General features: G+C 61.6%; 19 protein-coding genes. 13 read left to right on the top strand and 6 right to left on the bottom strand.

Going from position 1 to position 20,203, the window contains the following annotated elements:
• The coding region (locus tag AB1E34_RS15200; protein ID WP_372573186.1) for a M10 family metallopeptidase C-terminal domain-containing protein at positions 1-1,238 on the bottom strand (1,238 nt) is incomplete at its 3' end.
• A gap of 190 nt (positions 1,239-1,428) precedes the next feature.
• Between AB1E34_RS15200 and AB1E34_RS15195 the strand changes: the two genes are divergently transcribed.
• Entirely contained in the window at positions 1,429-1,761 is a 333-nt protein-coding gene (locus AB1E34_RS15195; protein WP_372573185.1) for a TfoX/Sxy family protein, read from the top strand.
• A gap of 139 nt (positions 1,762-1,900) precedes the next feature.
• On the opposite strand, the gene AB1E34_RS15190 is transcribed toward AB1E34_RS15195, so the two are convergent.
• Positions 1,901-3,832: a M10 family metallopeptidase C-terminal domain-containing protein gene (locus AB1E34_RS15190; protein WP_372573184.1), complete on the bottom strand. Its 1,932-nt coding sequence runs from the start codon at positions 3,830-3,832 to the stop codon at positions 1,901-1,903.
• A 301-nt stretch (positions 3,833-4,133) separates the two neighbouring features.
• On the opposite strand from AB1E34_RS15190, the gene AB1E34_RS15185 reads away from it, so the two are divergent.
• The gene (locus AB1E34_RS15185; RefSeq protein ID WP_372573183.1) at positions 4,134-4,301 is read left to right on the top strand and encodes a hypothetical protein; all 168 of its coding nucleotides are present in this window, start codon (positions 4,134-4,136) and stop codon (positions 4,299-4,301) included.
• Here AB1E34_RS15185 and ndk read toward each other — a convergent pair.
• Complete coding sequence (gene ndk, locus AB1E34_RS15180; RefSeq protein ID WP_372573182.1) at positions 4,298-4,720, bottom strand: nucleoside-diphosphate kinase; 423 nt, start codon at positions 4,718-4,720, stop codon at positions 4,298-4,300. The genes AB1E34_RS15185 and ndk overlap by 4 nt on opposite strands.
• A gap of 113 nt (positions 4,721-4,833) precedes the next feature.
• Positions 4,834-6,036, bottom strand: a complete 1,203-nt coding sequence (locus AB1E34_RS15175; RefSeq protein ID WP_372573181.1) for a Bcr/CflA family efflux MFS transporter — start codon at positions 6,034-6,036, stop codon at positions 4,834-4,836.
• A 108-nt stretch (positions 6,037-6,144) separates the two neighbouring features.
• Between AB1E34_RS15175 and AB1E34_RS15170 the strand changes: the two genes are divergently transcribed.
• The 5 genes from AB1E34_RS15170 to AB1E34_RS15150 all read left to right on the top strand — a co-directional run bounded on the left by AB1E34_RS15170 (position 6,145) and on the right by AB1E34_RS15150 (position 10,500).
• Positions 6,145-7,998: an ABC-F family ATP-binding cassette domain-containing protein gene (locus AB1E34_RS15170; protein ID WP_372573180.1), complete on the top strand. Its 1,854-nt coding sequence runs from the start codon at positions 6,145-6,147 to the stop codon at positions 7,996-7,998.
• Positions 7,995-8,387, top strand: a complete 393-nt coding sequence (locus tag AB1E34_RS15165; RefSeq protein WP_372573179.1) for an ACT domain-containing protein — start codon at positions 7,995-7,997, stop codon at positions 8,385-8,387. The genes AB1E34_RS15170 and AB1E34_RS15165 overlap by 4 nt, the downstream gene beginning before the upstream one ends.
• On the top strand, positions 8,384-9,004 hold the full coding sequence (locus AB1E34_RS15160) for a MarC family protein (RefSeq protein ID WP_372573178.1): 621 nt from the start codon (positions 8,384-8,386) through the stop codon (positions 9,002-9,004). Before AB1E34_RS15165 ends, AB1E34_RS15160 begins: the two co-directional genes overlap by 4 nt.
• A gap of 41 nt (positions 9,005-9,045) precedes the next feature.
• Complete coding sequence (locus AB1E34_RS15155; RefSeq protein ID WP_372573177.1) at positions 9,046-9,627, top strand: retropepsin-like aspartic protease family protein; 582 nt, start codon at positions 9,046-9,048, stop codon at positions 9,625-9,627.
• 102 nt (positions 9,628-9,729) lie between these two features.
• A complete protein-coding gene (locus tag AB1E34_RS15150; RefSeq protein ID WP_372573176.1) occupies positions 9,730-10,500 on the top strand; it encodes a class I SAM-dependent methyltransferase in 771 nt (256 codons plus the stop codon).
• A gap of 48 nt (positions 10,501-10,548) precedes the next feature.
• On the opposite strand, the gene AB1E34_RS15145 is transcribed toward AB1E34_RS15150, so the two are convergent.
• Both AB1E34_RS15145 and AB1E34_RS15140 read right to left on the bottom strand, forming a co-directional pair.
• Entirely contained in the window at positions 10,549-11,013 is a 465-nt protein-coding gene (locus AB1E34_RS15145) for a DNA polymerase III subunit chi (protein WP_372573175.1), read from the bottom strand.
• A gap of 1 nt (position 11,014) precedes the next feature.
• Entirely contained in the window at positions 11,015-12,487 is a 1,473-nt protein-coding gene (locus AB1E34_RS15140) for a leucyl aminopeptidase (RefSeq protein WP_372573174.1), read from the bottom strand.
• Positions 12,488-12,622: 135 nt separating this feature from the next.
• Here AB1E34_RS15140 and lptF point away from each other — a divergent pair, with 135 nt between their 5' ends.
• Genes lptF through rsmA form a run of 6 tightly spaced genes read left to right on the top strand, consistent with a single transcriptional unit; the run spans position 12,623 to position 20,054 of the window.
• Positions 12,623-13,762 (top strand): LPS export ABC transporter permease LptF, encoded by a 1,140-nt coding sequence (lptF, locus tag AB1E34_RS15135; RefSeq protein WP_372573173.1) that lies wholly within the window; start codon positions 12,623-12,625, stop codon positions 13,760-13,762.
• Entirely contained in the window at positions 13,759-14,856 is a 1,098-nt protein-coding gene (lptG, locus tag AB1E34_RS15130; RefSeq protein ID WP_372573172.1) for an LPS export ABC transporter permease LptG, read from the top strand. Before lptF ends, lptG begins: the two co-directional genes overlap by 4 nt.
• Complete coding sequence (locus AB1E34_RS15125) at positions 14,856-17,012, top strand: LPS-assembly protein LptD (RefSeq protein WP_372573171.1); 2,157 nt, start codon at positions 14,856-14,858, stop codon at positions 17,010-17,012. The genes lptG and AB1E34_RS15125 overlap by 1 nt, the downstream gene beginning before the upstream one ends.
• Positions 17,013-17,017: 5 nt before the next feature.
• A complete protein-coding gene (locus tag AB1E34_RS15120) occupies positions 17,018-18,235 on the top strand; it encodes a peptidylprolyl isomerase (RefSeq protein ID WP_445758214.1) in 1,218 nt (405 codons plus the stop codon).
• Entirely contained in the window at positions 18,232-19,215 is a 984-nt protein-coding gene (pdxA, locus tag AB1E34_RS15115) for a 4-hydroxythreonine-4-phosphate dehydrogenase PdxA (RefSeq protein ID WP_372573169.1), read from the top strand. Before AB1E34_RS15120 ends, pdxA begins: the two co-directional genes overlap by 4 nt.
• Positions 19,212-20,054, top strand: coding sequence for a 16S rRNA (adenine(1518)-N(6)/adenine(1519)-N(6))-dimethyltransferase RsmA (gene rsmA / locus AB1E34_RS15110; RefSeq protein ID WP_372573168.1), 843 nt, complete (start codon positions 19,212-19,214; stop codon positions 20,052-20,054). The genes pdxA and rsmA overlap by 4 nt, the downstream gene beginning before the upstream one ends.
• The last annotated feature ends 149 nt before the right edge of the window (positions 20,055-20,203 follow it).

Below are 20,203 nucleotides of genomic sequence, written 5' to 3'. Positions count from 1 at the left end.
GCAAGTATCACGTCATTGCCATCGTCACCCAGCAGGGTGTCGTTCCCGGCGCCGCCATAAAGGCGATCCAGCCCGTCTCCACCCGATAACCGGTCGTGATCATCGGCGCCCCAAAGCCGGTCGTTGCCAAGCCCGCCGAGCAAAGCGTCGTTGCCCTCTGCTCCGTTGATGGCATCGTTTCCGGCGCCGCCTTCCAACCGGTTGGCCGCCTGATTTCCCTTAACGGCATCGTTTCCGCTACCGCCAATCGCGTTTTCGATCAGCGCCCGGGTGTCCCCTTCGACCAGTCTGGCATTTGCCACATTGCCTATTGCAGTCCGATCAGGATCGCTCGAAAATCTATCGAGATCGGACAGCTGCGCCTGCGAAAAGGTCGAGAACGCGCCGGGGCTCAGATCGACCCGAAGATGTGCCGCATAATTGCTCAGATCATAGGTGTCATTGCCGTCGCCATCCCAGATCGTGCGAAAAATCCGGTTGCCCGCAGGCGCGCCCTGCCCCTGACCGTTGATCGACATCTCGCCCGTATTGGGATTGAAGCTGTAGGTGGTGTCGCCGCTCCAGACTTCGCCGGAACGCGCGTAATTCGCGCCATACAGGAACTGCATCGCCGCGATGTCGAGCTGCATGTAGGATTGCGGCCAGTCTATATGCCCGGTGTCAAAGGAAAACGTATTCGTATCCCCGACATAGTCCGTATAGGTGACGACGGTGTAATCCTGACTGTCAAACCCGCTTGCCACAAATGCCGGGTATTCATGGCCATGTTCAAGCCCCATCGCATGGCCGATTTCATGTATGATGATGAGATAGGCCTCGTTTCCGGGCACAGGATTTGTCACATCCCTCCCGAGTCCGATATTGCCAGCCAGTCGAAAATTGCCTGGCAAAAATGCATATCCACCGCCAACTGCCGGGTCTGTGGCGACCTGAATCGGGGCGTTTACGCTGTTGCTTTGCGAGATCGAAATATTGGTAAAGCTGGCGATTTCGGCAAAGGCATCAGCGACGGCCAGCCGTACGTCAGCCGGGGCGGAAGACAGCCCGACGTAGTCCGGGTCATTGTCATAGGCGCGCGCTATCGTTGCAGCGTTGGGAAAACTATATTCCAGAACGTTCAGTCCCGGCGCGTTTGAAGGGGTATAGGTTTTGCCCGCTTCCCTGACATTCCAATGAGAATGAAACAGCCATGGATCAAACACTTCAGAGGATGACGGGGTGTAAATGGTGGTACTCATAATCGATACTGCTCCAGAGCTTTGGCGGATACCGGCCAAGGCACGCTCTTATTCAACGTTAACGCAAGCCTTTTACTGCCTGTTCGCCCAAGATGTGAATATGAGATATGGCGATATGAGGGAATTTAAGTGAAATCTCTGCGCGATACTTGCACGTGACATGGGTTCCGCGCCAAAATATGGTCGCCCCATGTCAAACCCTGTTTCCTCGATCCGCAATCTTGGCCCGGCCTATGAACAAGCCTGCGCGCGGGCAGGTATTCACAGCGCCGAAGAACTGCGCGACCTGGGCGCAGATGCGGCCTATGCGATGCTGCTGAGGACCGGCAGCAAGCCGCATTTCATTGGCTATTACGTGCTGGTCATGGCCCTGCAGGGGCGTCCGTGGAACGACTGCAAGGGCAAGGAAAAGGCCGAGCTGCGCAAACGCTTCGACGCGCTGGTGGCCTCCTCCTACGACAAAGGCCGCTCCGAATTCGAAGCGGCCCTTGATGCGATTGGAGTGATCGAGCGGCGGGGTTAGCCGACCAGTTCGATACCCGAAGAAACAGGCGATCTCAACCGCGGCGGTTTCCGGTGCGTCCAAGCCGTGGATCGCGTTCTCGCCAACCGCTTTGGCTATATCCACATGTCATCCCGCACCGCGCAACGCACTGAGCAGGTTACAAGAGGAAATCCGCTTCGGACAGTTGCAAAGCGCTTGTAAATTCCAGCCTGAAATTCGCGATGCCATTGGCGTTGATATCCGCCTCGACAATCGTGGTGCCTGCCTGATCGAACGTGCGCACCGACGCCGCGCCTTGCGCGAAATCGCCACCGAGAACCAGCGTTGCCTGCCCCTCGAACAGGGCGGACAGGTCGATCACATCCACCGCGACCGTAAAGTCGTGGATCTTGTCGATCCCATTGGCGCTGTTGCTGTCGGAGGCTGACGTGAATTCAAAACGATCCGCTCCCAAACCGCCATAAAGCTGATCCGCTCCGATCCCACCGGTGATAACGTCGTTACCTGCCCCTCCCTCGAGAGTGTCCCGTCCCTCAAGCCCGAACAGCCGGTCGTGTCCATTGCCGCCACCAAGCACGTCCATCCCATGGCCGGCACGCATCACGTCATTGCCGTCACCGCCCAGCAGGGTGTCGTTCCCGGCGCCGCCATACAGATAGTCCCGTCCCTGAAGCCCCAACAATTCGTCATGCCCGTTACCCCCGGCAAGCACGTCCACCCCATGGCCGGCAAAAATGACGTCGTTGCCATCGTCACCCAGCAAGGTGTCTTTTCCGGCACCACCATGAAGGCGGTCCCGCCCCTGAAGCCCGGACAAGCGGTCATCTCCGTTGCCACCGGCAAGCAGGTCCACCCCGTGGCCAGCAAGTATCACGTCATTGCCATCGTCACCCAGCAGGGTGTCGTTCCCGGCGCCGCCATAAAGGCGATCCAGCCCGTCTCCACCCGATAACCGGTCGTGATCATCGGCGCCCCAAAGCCGGTCGTTGCCAAGCCCGCCGAGCAAACTGTCGTTGCCCTGCCCACCGATCAAACGGTCCGCACCCTTGAAACCGTTCAGCGTGTCGTTACCGGTTCCGCCGTTCAGGATGTTGTTTGCCTGGTTGCCAACAATACGGTCGCTACCACTACCGCCAATTGCATTTTCAATCAGAGCGCGAGTATCGCCATCTACCAGAAGAGCATTTGCCACATTGCCAGCCGCAAGCGGGATAGGGTCATCCGCGAACCTATCAAGACGCGCCAGCTGAGCCTCGGAAAATGTGGAAAAGGCGCCCGGCCTCAAATCGACCTGAAGTTTCGTTGCATAATTGCTCAGATCATAAGTGTCGTTGCCATGACCATCCCAGATCGTTCGGAAAATCCTGTTACCGGCGGGTGTGCCCTGACCCTCACCGTTGATCATCATCTCGCCAGTACTTGGATTGAAGCTATAGATGGTGTCACCGCTCCAGACCTCGCCTGAGGTGGAGTAGTTCGCGCCATAGAGGTACTGTAGAGCCGCAATATCAAGCTGCATGAAAGATTGCGGTCCATCAATTGTTAAGAAGCTGGAAATATGCGGAGAAGAGTCCCCAGCGTACTCAGATGACGTACGAGAGGTGAACTCGGGACTATCAAATTCTGAACCCGCAAAACCCTGCACATAAGCCCCATCCTTAAGGCCCAATGCATATCCAAGCACCTTAAGAATATCAGCATAATCATTACTGCCTGCTGCTGGAGCAAAGGTCCTTAGAGGCAGATAAGCATCTCCTCCACCTGGTGCCTCGTAAGGCGCATTTATGTAACTGCGATACTCAACTGGTTCGACCATGTATCTAAGAGTGGCTTCGGTGTTTTCAGTTTCTTCCACCTCCACAAATTTCAGGTTAGTGAAACCCGAAATTGCGTCCAGGTTCGACCGCACGACTTGTTGCTGTCCTGGGGTTAATTTTTGAAGAGTTCCACTTTCTGCCGGTTCGAGCCAAGTGAGTAACGCCCCATCGCTCGGGAAACTGTATGTAATTGTCTGGTCCGCCCAGTGAACACTTTCAAGCAAGGGACCAAATGCCTTGGACGTTTGCTGTGTTGGAGCTACTCGTGCCATTTTCTACCTTCTACTTCCCCCGGCGCACTTACTGCCAAAACCTGAAAGACCCCGCGCGCGACTCAACCTATATGCGTCATTAAAAAGTAGATGTCACGTTAACAAACAAGCCGGACTACCAGAGCAGTTGTCCTGACGTGACACGCCTATCCTGCCTGATTGAATTGCCTGTATGCCCGCCCCTGTCTCGTCCATCCGCAATCTCGATCCCGCTTATGAGCAATCCTGCGCGAACTCGGCGCGGATACGGCCTATGCGATGCTGCTGAGGACCGGCAGCAGCCGCATTTATCGGCCATTACGTGCTGGTCATGGCCCCGGAGGGCCGCCGATGGAACGATGGCAGGGGCAAGGAAAAGGCGGAATTGCGTACGCGTTTCGACGCGCTGGTGGCCTCCTCCTACGACAAAGGCCGCTCCGACTTCGAAGCGGCCCTTGATGCGATTGGGGTGATCGAGCGGCGGAGTTAGCCGACCAGTTCGATGCCCGAGAAGAAATAGGCGATCTCGACAGCCGCCGTTTCCGGTGCGTCCGAGCCGTGGACCGAGTTCTCTCCAACCGATTCCGCGAACTCGGCGCGGATGGTGCCGGGGGCGGCGTCTGCGGGGTTGGTGGCGCCCATGACTTCGCGGTTCTTCGCGATGGCGCCTTCACCTTCCAGAACCTGCACGACCACCGGAGCCGAGGACATGAATTCGCACAGCTCGTCATAGAACGGACGCTCGGCATGCACTTCGTAGAACTTGCCGGCCTGTTCCTTGGTCATGTGGATGCGCTTCTGCGCCACGACGCGCAGGCCTGCGTCTTCGAACTTGGCGTTGATCTTGCCGGTCAGGTTGCGGCGGGTTGCATCGGGTTTGATGATCGAAAAGGTGCGTTCCAGTGCCATGTGCGGCTCTCCTTGCTCTGACGGCGCGGGCGCGCCGGACTATTCCGCGCGCCGCCTAACACGGCAAGGCGCGCGTGAAAAGTGCAATGCTGCACCGCGCGCGCCTTTGGCGATCAGATCGTGTTCGGCAGCGGGTCCTGTCGATCGACCCGACGCACATAAAGTACTGCAAGCAAGCCGACGAAACTGCACGCGCACATCATACCCAGAACCAGAAACGGGCCATTTGCGGCGGTGACCAGCACCCCGGTGAGCGAGGTAAGGACGGCACCCAGCGCTACAATCATCGCCCCGGCAAGGCCGGCCGCGCTGCCCGCAAGCCGGGGCCGGACCGACATCAGCCCGGCCGATGCGTTGGCGTTGGTGAGACCGTTGCCAAAGCCCACGAAGATGGCCGAGCCAAAGAACACCCAGACCGAGCCTTGATCGCTCAGAAACAGCATTAACCCCACAAACGGGCCAGACGAGGCAACCACCCGCCCGACAAGGATCATGGTGGTCAGCGGTGTGCGGGCCGCGATACGCCCGGTGATGAAATTACCGACCATGAAACCGCCGGTAATGATCCCTATCCCTAGTCCCAGCATCGCGGGGCTCAGGTCGAACCAGGCGGCCGCAACCAAGGGGGCGCCGGTGATGAAGCTGAAGAATCCGCCGATCGAAAACGCCGCGCAGAGCGCATATCCCCAGAACCTGCGCGCCCGGAACAGATGCGGATATTCCCGCAACTGTGCGGCAAAGGTGGAGGACCTGTTGGCATTGGTCTCACCCATATCTGCCCAAAGCAGCACCAGCATCCCCGCCCCCAGCACCGAATAGAGGACAAACCCGGCGCGCCAACCGAACGCCATATCCAGCGCGCCGCCCAGCATCGGCCCCAGCATCGGGGCCAGCGCCATTGCCATCGCAACATAGCCAAGCCGACTGGCCGCTTCGTTTGGTGGATACATGTCGCGGATGGATGCGCTCGACAGCACCTGTCCGGCAACCACGGCGACCTGCAGCATGCGAAAGCCAAGGAACACCCAGATCGACTCGGCCAGCACACAGCCAATGGAGGCGCAGACGAAGATCGCCATGCAAATCAGAATCACCGGCCTGCGCCCGCACCGGTCGGACAGCGGCCCAACGATCAGCTGCAAGACGGCGGAAACGGCGAGATAGCCCGCCACCGAGAGATTGACCAAACCATAGGGCACCTGAAAATCCTCGCCCATCCGCGCAAGGGAGGGCAGGAACATGTTCAGTGACAGCACCGACAGGGCCGTCACGAAAATCAATGTCACCAGAGATGGGGGCGAATGAGCCGCGCGCATGATGAAAACCGTTGTGGAATGACAACCCGGTCAGCGCTAGCACATCTGTTGCATGTTGAACATGCCAAGCGGCTGGCGGCGTCATGCACGCTCTGCTAAGAGCCGCGCATGCTGCGGATCGAAGACATATCCTATGCGGTCGAGGGACGGCCGCTTTTTGACGGCGCCAGCGCCACCATTCCCACCGGCCATAAGGTCGGTCTGGTCGGGCGCAATGGCACCGGCAAGACCACGCTGTTCCGGCTGATCCGGGGCGAGTTGGCGCTGGAATCAGGGCGCATCTCGGTCCCCCGTCAGGCCCGCATTGGCGGCGTCGCGCAGGAGGTGCCCTCCTCCGATGTCTCGCTGATCGACACGGTGCTGGCCGCTGATACCGAACGCTCAGCGCTGATGGCCGAGGCAGACACCGCGCAAGACCCCGCCCGCATCGCCGATATCCAGACGCGGCTGGCCGATATTGACGCATGGTCGGCCGAGGCGCGCGCGTCTGCGATCCTCAAAGGGTTGGGATTCGATGATTCCGATCAACTGCGCCCCTGCGCCGATTTCTCGGGTGGCTGGCGGATGCGGGTCGCGCTGGCCGCGGTCCTCTTTGCGCAACCCGATCTGCTGCTGCTGGACGAACCGACCAACTATCTCGACCTCGAAGGCGCACTGTGGCTGGAAAGCTATCTGGCGAAATACCCCCATACGGTCATCATCATCAGCCATGATCGTGGCCTGTTGAACCGTGCGGTGGGCGCGATCCTGCATTTGGAGGACCGCAAGCTGACCTATTACGCGGTGCCTTATGACAAGTTCGCTGAACGCCGGGCTGAACGGTTGGCGGTGGCACAGGCGGAAAACGCCAAGGCCAAGGCCCGCATCGCGCATCTGCAAAGCTTCGTGGACCGGTTTCGCTACAAGGCGTCCAAGGCGGTTCAGGCGCAATCGCGGCTAAAGATGATCGACCGCATACAGCTGATCTCGACCCCGCAGGAAGCCGCACTGCGCGCCTTCAGTTTCCCCGAACCCGAAGAGCTGTCGCCGCCCATCGTCACGCTCGAAGGCGGCGTAACGGGATATGGCGAGACCGAGGTGCTGAAACGGCTGAACCTGCGCATCGATCAGGATGACCGGATCGCGCTGCTGGGCAAGAACGGGCAAGGCAAATCGACGCTGTCGAAACTGCTGGCCGAGCGTCTGCCGCTGATGGCGGGCAAGACCACGCGCGCAAACAAGCTGCGGGTGGGCTATTTCGCCCAGCATCAGGTCGATGAGCTGCGCGTGGACGAAACCCCACTGGATCACCTGCGCCGCCTGCGCCCTGCCGAGGCACCGGGAAAGTGGCGCACACGGCTGGCGGGATTTGGCTTGAACGCCGATCAGGCCGAGACACTGGTCGGGCGGCTGTCTGGCGGGCAGAAGGCGCGGCTCAGCCTGCTGCTTGCCACGCTCGACGCGCCGCATATGCTGATCCTCGATGAGCCGACCAACCACCTGGACATCGAAAGCCGCGAAGCGCTGGTCGAGGCGCTGACCGCCTATACCGGTGCGGTCATTCTGGTCAGCCACGACATGCATCTGCTGGGGCTGGTGGCGGATCGGTTATGGCTGGTCTCGGACGGCACTGTGAAACCCTATGAAGGCGATCTGGACGCCTATCGCGCCATGCTGCTGGCCCGCGAGAAGCCCGCCCCGAAAGCGCCCCGCGCCGCCAAGCCCAAACGTCCCTCGCGCGACGCGATCCTGGCGCTGCGCTCAGAGGTGCGCAAATGCGAAGACCGGCTTGGCAAGCTGAATGACATGCATGACAAACTGTCCTCGAAACTGGCCGATCCCACGCTTTATGAGGAGGATAAGGTCAGCGATCTTGAGGTCTGGAACCGCAAATTCGCCGAGGTGGTCGAGGCGATGGAACGGGCCGAAACGCTATGGATGGAGGCCGCCGAACGGCTGGAAGCGGCCGAGGCCGTCTCATGAGCGAACAGGTCAAGGATACCGATGCGATGATCGCGGGGATGAACCCGGTGTTGTTGCCGGATGAGTATGCCTTTGTCATGTGGCCCGCCGATATGTCATGGCCGGACGGGACCATCGCCAGCTACGGCGAACCGGAGGGGCTGTCACTGATCATCCCGGCGCAGGCTGCTCCGGCAGATGCGCCGGCGATGCGCTGCGTCACGCTGCGGGTCAACTCCTCGCTCGAAGGCGTCGGGCTGACCGTCGCCGTGTCAACCGCGCTGGCTCAGGCCAGCATTCCCGCCAATGTGGTTGCGGCCTATCACCATGACCATGTCTATGTGCCCGCCGACATGGCGGATCGGGCGCTGACGATACTGACAGACTTGCAGAAGGACGCGGCCCAATGATCGATATGGCCTTTCTGATCTCGGCCTTCACCACGCTTTTTGTGGTGATCGACCCGCCCGCGCAGACCTCGATCTTTCTGGCGATCACCCATGAGATGGATCTGCAGACACGGCGGCGCATCGCGCTGCGCGCCTGTCTCACCGCCTCGCTGATCCTGATCCTGTTCGCGGCGTTTGGCGAGGCGCTGCTGGGCTTCGTGGGGATCTCGATGTCGGCCTTTCGCGTGGCGGGTGGTGCGCTGCTGTTTCTGACCGCCATGGACATGCTGTTTGATCGGCGCACCAAACGCCGCGAGAACAGCGCCGAAGAAGAAGAACACCCCGACCCGTCGATCTTTCCCCTCGCCATCCCGCTGATCGCAGGGCCCGGCGCCATTGCGACGATCATCCTGCTGGCCGGGCAGAATCCGGGGATCGAGGGACTTGCGACCGTGATCGCGGTGATGCTGGCGGTGATGGCGATCCTGCTGGTGCTCAACCTCAATTCCCACCTTCTGGGCCGGCTGCTGGGCAAGACCGGCCTGAACGTGGTCACGCGGCTTTTGGGCATGTTGCTGGCCGCCCTGGCGGTGCAGTTCATTCTGGACGGTCTCAGGGACTTTGGTTTCGCGGCCTGAACGCCTATATCGACCCCGTATCAGTGAATTGGGTGGCGCATATGGACGGCGACAATATTGCACGGTTTGCCTATCTGGCCCTTCTGGGGTCGGCGCTTGCGTTCTGGTTCTTTACCCAGAACCGGCAGAGTGTGAACAAGACCTTGCAACAGCTGGCCGCCTGGGCCTTGATCTTTATCGGGGTGATCGCCGCCTACGGGCTGTGGGAGGATATCCAGAGTACGGTCGATCCGGGCCTGCGCATAAGCGTCAGCGACAGCGGCATCTCGGTGCCGCGTGCACCGGACGGGCATTATTACCTGCAACTGATGGTTAATGACAAACCGGTGGATTTTCTGGTCGATACCGGGGCCAGCCAGGTGGTGCTGAGCCATCGCGACGCGGAACGCGTGGGCATCGATACCGACGCGCTGAACTATTTCGGCCGCGCCATGACCGCCAACGGCGAAGTGCGCACCGCCCCGGTCGAGATTGAAGCCGTCAGTCTGGGCGGCTTCACCGACAACAACCTGACCGCCTGGGTCAATGAGGGCGAGATGGACCGGTCCCTGCTTGGGATGGAGTATCTGCAACGCTGGCCCAGCGTCCAGATCACCAACGGCGCATTGATCCTGCAGCGCTAGATCGGCCAGGAAACGAGACCGTCTGCGACCATCGCAGGCCTCTGGGTGTCAGCCAGTTGTGGAATGACGTAGAGTAGCGTCAGCACAGCCGGAGAACGAGCCATGACGCGCGACTATGTTTCCGTAAACCGAGACGTCTGGGACGCTGATGCCGCCAATTGGGTTGCCGTTGGCGAGCGCCTCTGGCGTGCCGAGACGCCCGAATGGGGGAATTGGGGGAATGCAGATGACTCCTTGCAGCTTCTGCCGTCGGACCTGACCAACAAGGATGCCATCGAGCTTGGATGCGGAACCGCCTATGTGTCCGGCTGGATGGCCCGACGCGGGGCGCGGGTCACCGCAATTGATGTCTCTCCCCTCCAACTCGCGACCGCTGCGCGATTGGCGAAGGAACACGCGGTCAAGATCACGTTCATCGAAGGAAATGCCGAAGAAACCTGCCAAGCCGACGCCTCGTTTGACTTCGCGATCTCTGAATATGGCGCGGCGATCTGGTGTGCGCCGGACAAATGGCTTCGCGAAGCGTGGCGGTTGCTGCGCCCCGGCGGGCAATTGGTGTTTCTGGGCAATCACCCCTTGTCGCTGCTTTGCTCACCTCTGGACGGGTCGCCTTGCGATACGACCTTGCATCGGCCTTATGTTGGCATGTGGGGCGCGGATTGGACCGAGGTCGAATTCGATCCAAGCGGCGTCTGTTTCAACCTGACGATTTCCGACTGGATGGACTTGTTTGCCACGATCGGCTTCACCGTCAGCAAATACCAGGAGGTGTTCGCACCAGACTGGGCACAGGGAATACGGGGGGCTATTCCGGCGGAGTGGGCGAAGAAATACCCTGTCGAGCAGGTCTGGCATCTGGTGAAGAAGACCTGACCATCTCATTTTGACATCCGTGCGCCCGAGAACAGGCCGCGGACTCCGTTATCCCGCGCTTTCGGCTTTCTTCTCCCAGCGGCCCGATTCCTCGGACCAGTATTGCGCGGCGCAGCCTGCGTCGGACAGGGATTTCCATTGCGCGCGCGCGCGTTGGACCGCCTCGGGGTCGTTGCCATCGAACAGGATGCAGACCCGTTCCAGCGCAGCGATCTCCTCGGGCGTGATCTCCGCGCCGTCGATCGTCATCACGCAGGCCGGATCATTCGCCGCTTCGGTACGGTCGGTCAGCAGGATGGGTTGGGCCGCGTCATGCGGCCCGCCTGCGCGGCCATGCGGCAGAAACCCCTCTTCGGGGTGAAGCCACAGCCGTTCGTCCAGCCAGTCCAGCCGCCCCGCATCCCTGCCTCGCACGGCGATCCGCCAGCCCGCACTGCGGGCCTTTTCCAGCAGCACGGGCAGCGTCTGTTCCAGCGGACGCCGGGTCAGGTGGTAGAAATAGGCGGCCCCCATCTCAGCCCTGCTCGAAGCGGTCCTGCACCAGCCGGTTGAGCGCCATCACACCCCATCCCGTCGCGCCCTTGGGTGCATACGATGTCTCGCCCTTGACCGAGGCGACCCCGGCGATATCGAGGTGAATCCAGGGCGTGTCCTCTTTCACGAAGCGCGCCAGAAACTGCGCGGCGGTGATCGAGCCTGCCGGGCGGCCGCCGATGTTCTTCATGTCCGCAATCCGGGATTTCAGCAGATCGTCGTAGGCCTTGCCCAGCGGCATCCGCCAGGCCCCCTCATCCTCGGCCCCTGCCGCCTTGAGGAAGCTATTGCACAGCTCGTCATTATTGGAGAACACCCCGGCATTCTCATGCCCCAAGCCAATGATGATCGCACCGGTGAGCGTCGCCAGATCGATCATGCCCGCCGGTTTGAACCGCTCCTGCGCGTACCACATCACGTCGCACAACACGAGGCGGCCTTCGGCGTCGGTATTGATGATCTCAACTGTGTCGCCCTTCATCGAGGTCACCACGTCGCCGGGCCGCGTGGCATTGCCCGAGGGCATGTTTTCCACCAGACCGATCAGGCCGACCACATTGGCCTTGGCCTTACGCAGCGCCAGCGCCTTCATGGTGCCCGCGACAACCCCCGCGCCGCCCATGTCCATGGTCATGTCTTCCATGCCCGCCGACGGCTTGAGCGAGATGCCACCCGTGTCAAACACCACGCCCTTGCCGACCAGCGCCAATGGCGCGTCGTCCTTGGCGCCGCCTTTCCACTGCATCACCGCCACTTTCGACGGGCTGTCGGAGCCCTGCCCGACGCTCAAGAGCGTGCGCATGCCCAGTTCGGCCAGCTTGTCCTCGTCAAGGATCTCGACCTCGACGCCCAGCTCGGCCAGGGCGCTGACGCGGTCGGCGAATTCCGTGGTGGTCAGCACATTGGCCGGTTCGTTGATCAGGTCGCGGGTCATATGCACGCCCTCGGCGATCGCCAGCAGGGGCGCGGCAGCTTCGGCAACTTCATCGGATTTGGTATGTGCGATCACGACCTCGCCCGGGTCCTCGGCATCCGCCGTTTTATGGGCATCAAAGCTGTAGCTGCGCAGGGCGATGCCAAGCGCCAGCTCCTCGGCCTTGTTCTGGCTACCGGCCATGACCTGCATCGCCGACGCGCCCTTGACCTTGGCAAGTGCTGCGCCTGCCTTGCGGGCCTCGGTCACAGACGGACGGCGCGGCAGCACCAGCACATCCAGCGCCTCGGCCTGCATGCCTGCGGGCCAGGCCAGCGTGATCACCTGACCGGATTTGGCCTTTTCGAACTTCTCGCTTTCGACCAGCCGCGCCACGCCGCCCTTGGTCAGCCGGTTGGCGCGCCGCGCTGCCGGGTCCAGCTTGCCTTCGGGCGGCACGATGATAACCACCCGACCGGTGGCTTCGGCGATGGTGTCGAGATCGGTGGGCTGGAAACGGATCGGGATCAGGCTGTTCATCTGCGGCTCCTTGGCATCATTTGACCCAAGAGGTAACGCGATGCCCCTGCCTTGACCAGATAGCAGTTTTCCCGGCGCATCATTTGATCTAATGTCGCGCGAAAAGAAACGATTGGCAGGTTCGAGGAGATCGCAGTGACACGATACGACAGATATGTGCTGTCGCAGTTTCTGCTCTTCTTCGGGTTTTTTGCCCTGATTCTGGTTGCCGTCTTCTGGATCAACCGGGCCGTGTCGCTGTTTGATACGCTGATCAGCGATGGCCAGTCGGCGCTGGTTTTCCTGGAATTCACTGCGCTGGCCCTGCCCAACTTGATCCGCATGGTTCTGCCTCTGGCGGCGTTTGCGGCGGCGGTCTATGTCACCAACCGGCTCAAGAATGACAGCGAGTTGACGGTGATGCAGGCCACAGGCTCTGGCCCCTGGCGACTGGCACGGCCCGCCATCGCCTTTGGTCTGGTAACCGCGCTGATGATGAGCGCGCTGACCAACTTCCTGCTGCCCTCCTCGATCCAGCAGCTGGAACTGCGCCAATCCGAGGTGGCCCGCAATGTCACCGCGCGCCTGTTGACCGAGGGCAGCTTTCTGAACCCGGCCGATGGCGTCACCTTCTATATCCGCCAGATCGACACAGGCGGCACGCTTAACGACGTGTTTCTGTCCGATCGCCGCAATCCGGAAGAAAGCACCATCTACACCGGAGCCAAGGCGTTTCTGGTGCGTGATGGAGACAATGCCAATCTGATCATGGTAGACGGGCTGGCACTGCGCCTCAACAAGGCGGGCAACACGCTGTCCTCGACCGCTTTTTCCGATTTCAGCTATGACATCACGAGCCTGATCCGCCGCAGCGAGATGCGCAAACGCAATGTGCGCGCCATCCCGACAATCGAAATGATCCGCGATCCCGAAGGAGTCGCGGAACAGGACGAGCTGAGCCTCGGCAAGATCGCCGAAGAGCTGCATCTGCGCTTTGCCCGGGCCCTGGTCTGTATCGCGGTCACGATGATCGGCTATGCCACGCTGATGCTGGGCGGGTTCTCGCGGTTTGGCGTCTGGCAGCAGGCGCTGCTGGCCTTTGTGATCCTGATCTGCCTGGAGGTGCTGCGCGGTGTGGTGTCGGATGCGGTACTGCAGGATGCCAGCCTCTGGCCGCTGACCTATCTGCCCACGGTGCTGGGGATCGCGATTGCGTGCCTGTTCCTGCAGATCGGATCGCGGCCGCTTTCGGTCATCCTGCGTGGCTCGCGCCAGACCGGGGGACAGGCAACATGATTCTGGACCGCTATTTCGCCCGCCGTTTCATGCAGGGGTTCATGGTGATCGGCATGGTCTTTCTGACCCTCATCCTGCTGATCGACCTGATCGAACAGCTGCGCCGTTTCGAGGGCGACGATGTCAGCATCGGCCAGATCTTCACCCTGACCCTGCTGAGCGCCCCTGCCGCGATCAACGAGATCCTGCCCTTGCTGATGATCCTGTCGACCATCGTGCTGTTTGTCGGGCTGGCGCGCAGCTCGGAACTGGTGGTGACGCGCGCCACCGGGCGCTCGGGGCTACGGGTGCTGGTCGCGCCGGTGCTGGTTGCAGCCTGTATCGGCGGGCTTGCGGTCTCAACGCTCAACCCGATGGTGGCGGCAACCTCGGAGCGGGTACAGATCCTGGGCGATACCTACCGCAATGGCGGCCCCTCTGTCCTGTCGCTGAGCGGCGAGGGTTTGTGGCTGCGTCAGGGCGATGATCAGGGGCAATCCGTCATCCACGCAACCGGCTTCGAAGAGGACAGCCGCACATTGCAAGGCGTCACCATCCTGACCTATGCCCCCGATGGCGGACCGCTGCGCCAGATCGATGCCGAAAGCGCGCAACTGGTTGGTGATCAATGGATCCTGCGCAACGCCAAGGTCTGGCCGCTGATCGCGGGGATCAACCCGGAAACCAACGCCGCTTTCCATGACACGCTTGAGATCGGCACAACCATCACCGAAGAGCGCATCCGCGACAGTATCGGGCGGCGGCAAAGCATCTCGATCTACGATCTGCCCGAGATGATCCAGCAATTGGGCGAGGCCGGATTTTCGACCAAGCGGCACGAGGTCTGGCTGCAGGTTGAACTGGCCCGGCCGCTGTTTCTGATTTCGATGGTGCTGATCGGGGCTGCCTTCACCATGCGTCACGCGCGATTTGGCGGCACCGGTGTGGCGGTTCTGGCCTCGATACTGCTGGGCTTCACGCTTTATTTCATTCGCAATTTCGCTCAGGTTCTGGGCGAAAACGGGCAGATTCCTGCGGCGCTTGCCGCCTGGGCGCCGCCAGCCGCCGCAATCATGCTGGCGCTGGGTCTGCTGCTGCATGCAGAGGACGGATAATGCCCCGACTACCCCTTGTCCTGTTGCTTGCCTGCTTCGCTGCGGCCCCTGCCCCGCAGGCGCAGACCACGGCCGCGCCACCCGGCTCTGAAACACAGGAACAGACCCCGGCGCTGCTGGTGGCCGATCAGGTCTTTATCACGCCCGAGCGACAACTGATCGCAGAAGGCAATGTCGAGGCCTATCAAGGCGACGTGCGGCTGCGGGCGCAAAAGATCACCTTTGACCGCGAAAGCGGCACCTTGTCCATCGAAGGCCCGATCCGCATCGATCAGGGCGGCGAGATCACCATTCTGGCCAATGCCGCCGAGATGGATCAGGGCTTGCAGAACGGTCTGTTGCGCGGCGCCCGTATGGTGTTCGAGCAGCAGGTGCAACTGGCCTCACTGCAGATGACCCGCGTCGGAGGCCGCTATACGCAGCTCTACAAGACCGCCGTCACCTCATGCCATGTCTGCGAGGATGGCCGCCCGCCGCTCTGGCAGATCCGGGCGCAGAAAGTGACCCATGATCAGGCCGAACGGCAGCTATATTTCGAAGGCGCGCAGTTCCGGGTTCTTGATGTTCCGGTCTTCTATTTTCCCGCGCTGCGCCTGCCCGACCCGACCCTGAAACGTGCCAGCGGATTTCTGGTTCCCTCGATCCGTTCCACTTCACAATTGGGAATTGGGGTGCGCGTGCCCTATTTCTTCAAGCTGGGCGATCACCGGGATCTGACGCTGACGCCCTACCTGTCTCCCAAGACCCGGACGCTGGGTTTCCGCTACCGGCAGGCCTTCCGGCGCGGGCGCATTAACATCAATGGCGCATATACCCGCGATGATATTCTTCGGGGCCAGGACCGGGGGTATCTTTTTGCCGACGGGGCATTTGCGCTGAACAATGGCTACAAGCTCAGCTTCGACCTCAAAACCGTCTCCGATGACGGCTATCTGCTGGATTACGGACTGCCCGATTTTGACCGTCTGCGCAGCCAGGTCGCACTGGAGCGTACCACCCGCGACGAGGCCTTTCTGGCCCGTTTCATTCACTACAAATCGCTGCGTGACGATGACCAGGATGGCGAGACCGCCTCTGAAGTGATCGATCTGGACTATCAGAGACGCTATTTCCCGTCCCGGATCGGTGGCGAATTTCGCCTGAGCTTCGAGGGGCATGCCCATCACAGGTCCTCGAACGAGGACATTGTCGGTCGCGATCTTGCCCGTGCAACGGCCGATGCGGCCTGGGACCGCCATTGGATTCTGGGCGCGGGCCTGCGCACCGATTTGCATCTGGGAACATCCGTGGACGGGTTCGAGATTCGCGACGACACCACCTCTCCCGACAGTATCCTGCGCGCGACACCGCGGGCAGCGCTTACCCTGCGCTATCCGATGACGCGTCGCGAGGACTCCGGTGCCACGCAGTATCTTGAACCGATCGCGCAGATGGGCTGGACCCATGTGACCAACTCGGACGTTCCAAATGATGAAAGCGGCTTTGTTGAATTCGATCAGGGCGATCTGCTGCGCCTGTCGCGCTTTCCGGCGCCTGATGTGCGCGAGGATGGCGCAACCTTCGCTTATGGCCTGAACTGGGCGCGGTTCGATCCAAACGGCTGGCAGGCCTATGCCACGATCGGCCAGGTGTTCCGGCAATATGCGAACCCGAACTTCACCAAGACATCCGGGCTGAACGGCACCTCGTCGGACCTGTTGCTGGCCGGGCAGATTCGCATGGATAACGGGTTGGCCCTGACCACGCGGGGCCTGCTGAACGGGTCGCTCAATTTCAACAAGGCAGAGGTGCGGGCAGACTGGTTCAGCGACCGGCTGAATTTCAGCAGCACCTATCTCTGGCTTGGGCGTGACGAGCAGGAAGACCGCGACATGGCGGTCTCGGAAGTGTGGTTCGATGGCGGCTATCAGGTCGATCCGAACTGGCGGGCGCTGGCGGATGTGCGCTATGATATTCAGGACTCGCGCGCGGTGCGGACCGGGATCGGAGCCATCTACAAGAACGAGTGCCTGACCATTAACATTTCCCTGAGCCGTCGCTATACATCCTCAACCAGCGTGGAACCGTCCACGGATTTCGGAATCTCGCTTTCACTGGACGGGTTTGCCGTCGAAGGCGCAAGCAAAGAATACAGGCGATCATGCAGAAAGACCTGACACAATTGACGAGACCCCTCGCGCTTGCCATTGCTCTGGCGCTGAGCGTGATCTTGATGCAGGGCGCGGCACAGGCACAGGGCCTGTTCTCGCCCGCGATCCGCGTCAATCAGGGGATCATCACCAATTTCGAACTCGACCAGCGTATCAAGTTCATGGATATCCTGAACCTGCCCGGCGACCCCGAGAAAGACGCCCGCCAGGCGCTGATCGACGACCGCCTGCGCGAACAACTGACCGACGAATTCGGGATCGAGGTGGCGCCCGAAGATGTGCAGCTTGGCATAGACGAATTTGCCAGCCGCGCCGATCTGACCAGCGAAGAATTCATCTCGGCCCTGAACGATGTCGGCATTTCACAGGAAACGCTGCGCGATTTTGTACGCAACCAGTTGACCTGGCGTGACTATATTCAAGCCCGCTACCTGTCACAGGCCCGCCCCTCCCAGCAGGAGATTGACCGCGCGCTGGGTCAGGCTGGCGGCGGAGGCGGGCTGCGGGTGCTGATGTCCGAGGTGATCATTCCGATCACGCCCCAGACCCTTGCGCAGGCCGAGGAACTGGCCAAGGAGATTTCGCAGGTCCAGGGCTATGACGCTTTTTCAGCCGCTGCCGTGCAGTATTCGGCATCAGATACGCGCAATAACGGGGGCCGTCTCGACTGGTTGCCCATCACCCAGATTCCGCCCGCCTTGCAGCCCCAGATCCTTGCGCTGGCCCCCGGTGACATCACGCCGCCGATCCCTCTGCCCAACGCCATCGCCCTGTTCCAGATGCGCGACATTCAGGAGGTCGCAACCGGCACGCCCCGCTATGCCACCATCGATTATGCCACCTATTTCATCCCCGGTGGCCGCAGCCCGGAAGCGCTGTCAAAGGCTGCCCAGATCACCAGCCGGATCGATACCTGCGATGATCTTTACGGCATCGCCAAGGGCCAACCCGAAACCGTATTGGAGCGCAACAGCGCGAAACCCTCGGAAATCCCCAAGGACATCGCGCTGGAGCTGGCCAAGCTCGACCCTGACGAGGTCTCGACCACGCTGACCCGCAATAACGGCCAGACGCTGGTGCTGCTCATGCTCTGCAGCCGGGCCCGCGATCTGGGTGATGATGCCTCGCGCGAGGATGTGGCCCGCGCTCTGACCGAGCAGCGCCTGAACGCCTTTGCCGCAAGCCTGATGGAGCAGTTGCGCGCCGATGCGGTGATCGTCGAGCAATGAGCGACCTGCCCATCGCGCTCAGCTGCGGCGAACCGGCCGGTATCGGCCCGGAGATCGCTCTGAGCGCTTGGCAGGCGCTGCGCGAGACCTGCCCTTTTGTCTGGATCGGCGATCCCCGCCACCTGCCCGCCGGTGCCCCGATCGTGACCGTAGCGGACCCGGCGACCGCCGGGGCGATCTCCGCCTCGGCGCTGCCAGTGCTACCGCTGGAATTTGCGGGCAACGCCACGCCCGGCCAGCCCGACCCGCGCAACGCCAAAGGCGTCATCGCGGCCATCGAGACCGGTGTCGATCTGGTGCGCTCAGCGCATGCTTCGGCGCTTTGCACCGCGCCGATCCACAAGAAGGCGCTGATTGACGGGGCCAGGTTTGCCTATCCCGGCCATACCGAGTTTCTGGCTGCTCTGGGCGGGGTTGAGCATGTGGTGATGATGCTGGCCAGCGAAGCGCTGCGCGTGGTGCCCGCCACGATCCACATCCCGCTCGCGCAGGTGCCCGCTACCCTCACCCCCGACCTGCTGCGCGACACGGTCGCGATCACGGCGCAAGGCCTCAGGGATCAGTTCGGCATTGCTGACCCAAGACTCGCCATAGCGGGCCTCAATCCGCATGCTGGCGAAGGTGGCGCGATGGGGCAGGAAGAGCTGGACTGGATCGCAGCTCTGGTCGCGCAAATGCAATCCGAAGGCCTGCGCGTCACTGGTCCGCACCCCGCCGACACGATGTTTCACGCCGCCGCGCGGGCGCGCTATGACGCCGCCATCGCCATGTATCACGACCAAGCGCTGATCCCGATCAAGACGCTGGATTTCGACCGGGGCGTGAATGTCACCCTTGGCCTGCCCTTCATCCGCACCTCGCCCGATCACGGCACCGCCTTCGACATCGCCGGTAAGGGCATTGCCAAACCGACCAGCCTGATCGAGGCGCTGAAACTGGCGCAAAGGATGGCAAAGACTGCCAAAGGCCAGCGCCAATGAGCGCCATAGACACCCTGCCCCCGCTGCGCGAGGTCATCGCCACCCATCAATTGTCCGCGCGCAAGTCGCTGGGCCAGAACTTCCTGCTGGACCTGAACCTGACTGCCAAGATCGCTCGGCAGGCGGGCGTGCTTTCGGACTGTGACGTGCTGGAGATCGGCCCCGGACCCGGCGGGTTGACGCGGGGCCTGCTGGCTGAGGGCGCGCGCCGGGTGCTGGCAGTGGAAAAGGACACGCGCTGCGTGCCCGCCCTGCAAGAGATCGCCGCCGCCTATCCCGGTCGGCTGGAGGTGCTCAATGGCGACGCGTTGGAGGTCGACCCGCTGGCCCATCTCACCCCTCCGATTCGGGTCGCAGCCAACCTGCCCTATAATATCGGCACCGAATTGCTGGTGCGCTGGCTGACACCAAAAGACTGGCCGCCCTTCTGGCAGAGCCTGACGCTGATGTTCCAGCGTGAAGTGGCGGACCGCATCGTGGCGCAGCCCGGCAGCAAGGCCTATGGGCGGCTCGCCATACTAGCCCAATGGCGGGCCGAGGCGCGGATCGTGATGTCGCTGCCGCCCGGCGCCTTCACGCCGCCGCCCAAAGTGTCCAGCGCGGTGGTCCACCTGACCGCCCTGCCCGAACCCCGCTATCCGGCCGATCCGCAGGTTCTGAGCCGCGTGGTTGCCGCGGCCTTCAACCAGCGCCGCAAGATGCTGCGCGCCGCGCTCAAGGGCGTCAGCCCCGATATCGAAGACCGGTTACTGGCGGCGGGAATCAAGCCGACTGAGCGCGCCGAGCAGGTCTCGCTTGAGGCATTCTGCAACCTGGCCCGCCAGATCGAGGCGGGTTGAGCGCCGCCGAACAGGTGAGAAAACCGCGCCGAACCACCCTTTTTGTGTCTAAAATCGAAATAATAAAGGCTGCCAATCCTTCATTGTTCGCAAATTATGCATTTAGAGACCTGAAAACCAGCGAAGTGAACAAAATCACAGTCCGAGTG

The organism is Ruegeria jejuensis (genome assembly GCF_041537905.1).
Classification (GTDB): Bacteria; Pseudomonadota; Alphaproteobacteria; order Rhodobacterales; family Rhodobacteraceae; genus Ruegeria_C.
The sequence above is the reverse complement of the archived record's forward strand: the minus strand, read 5'-3'. Positions and strand labels throughout refer to the sequence as shown.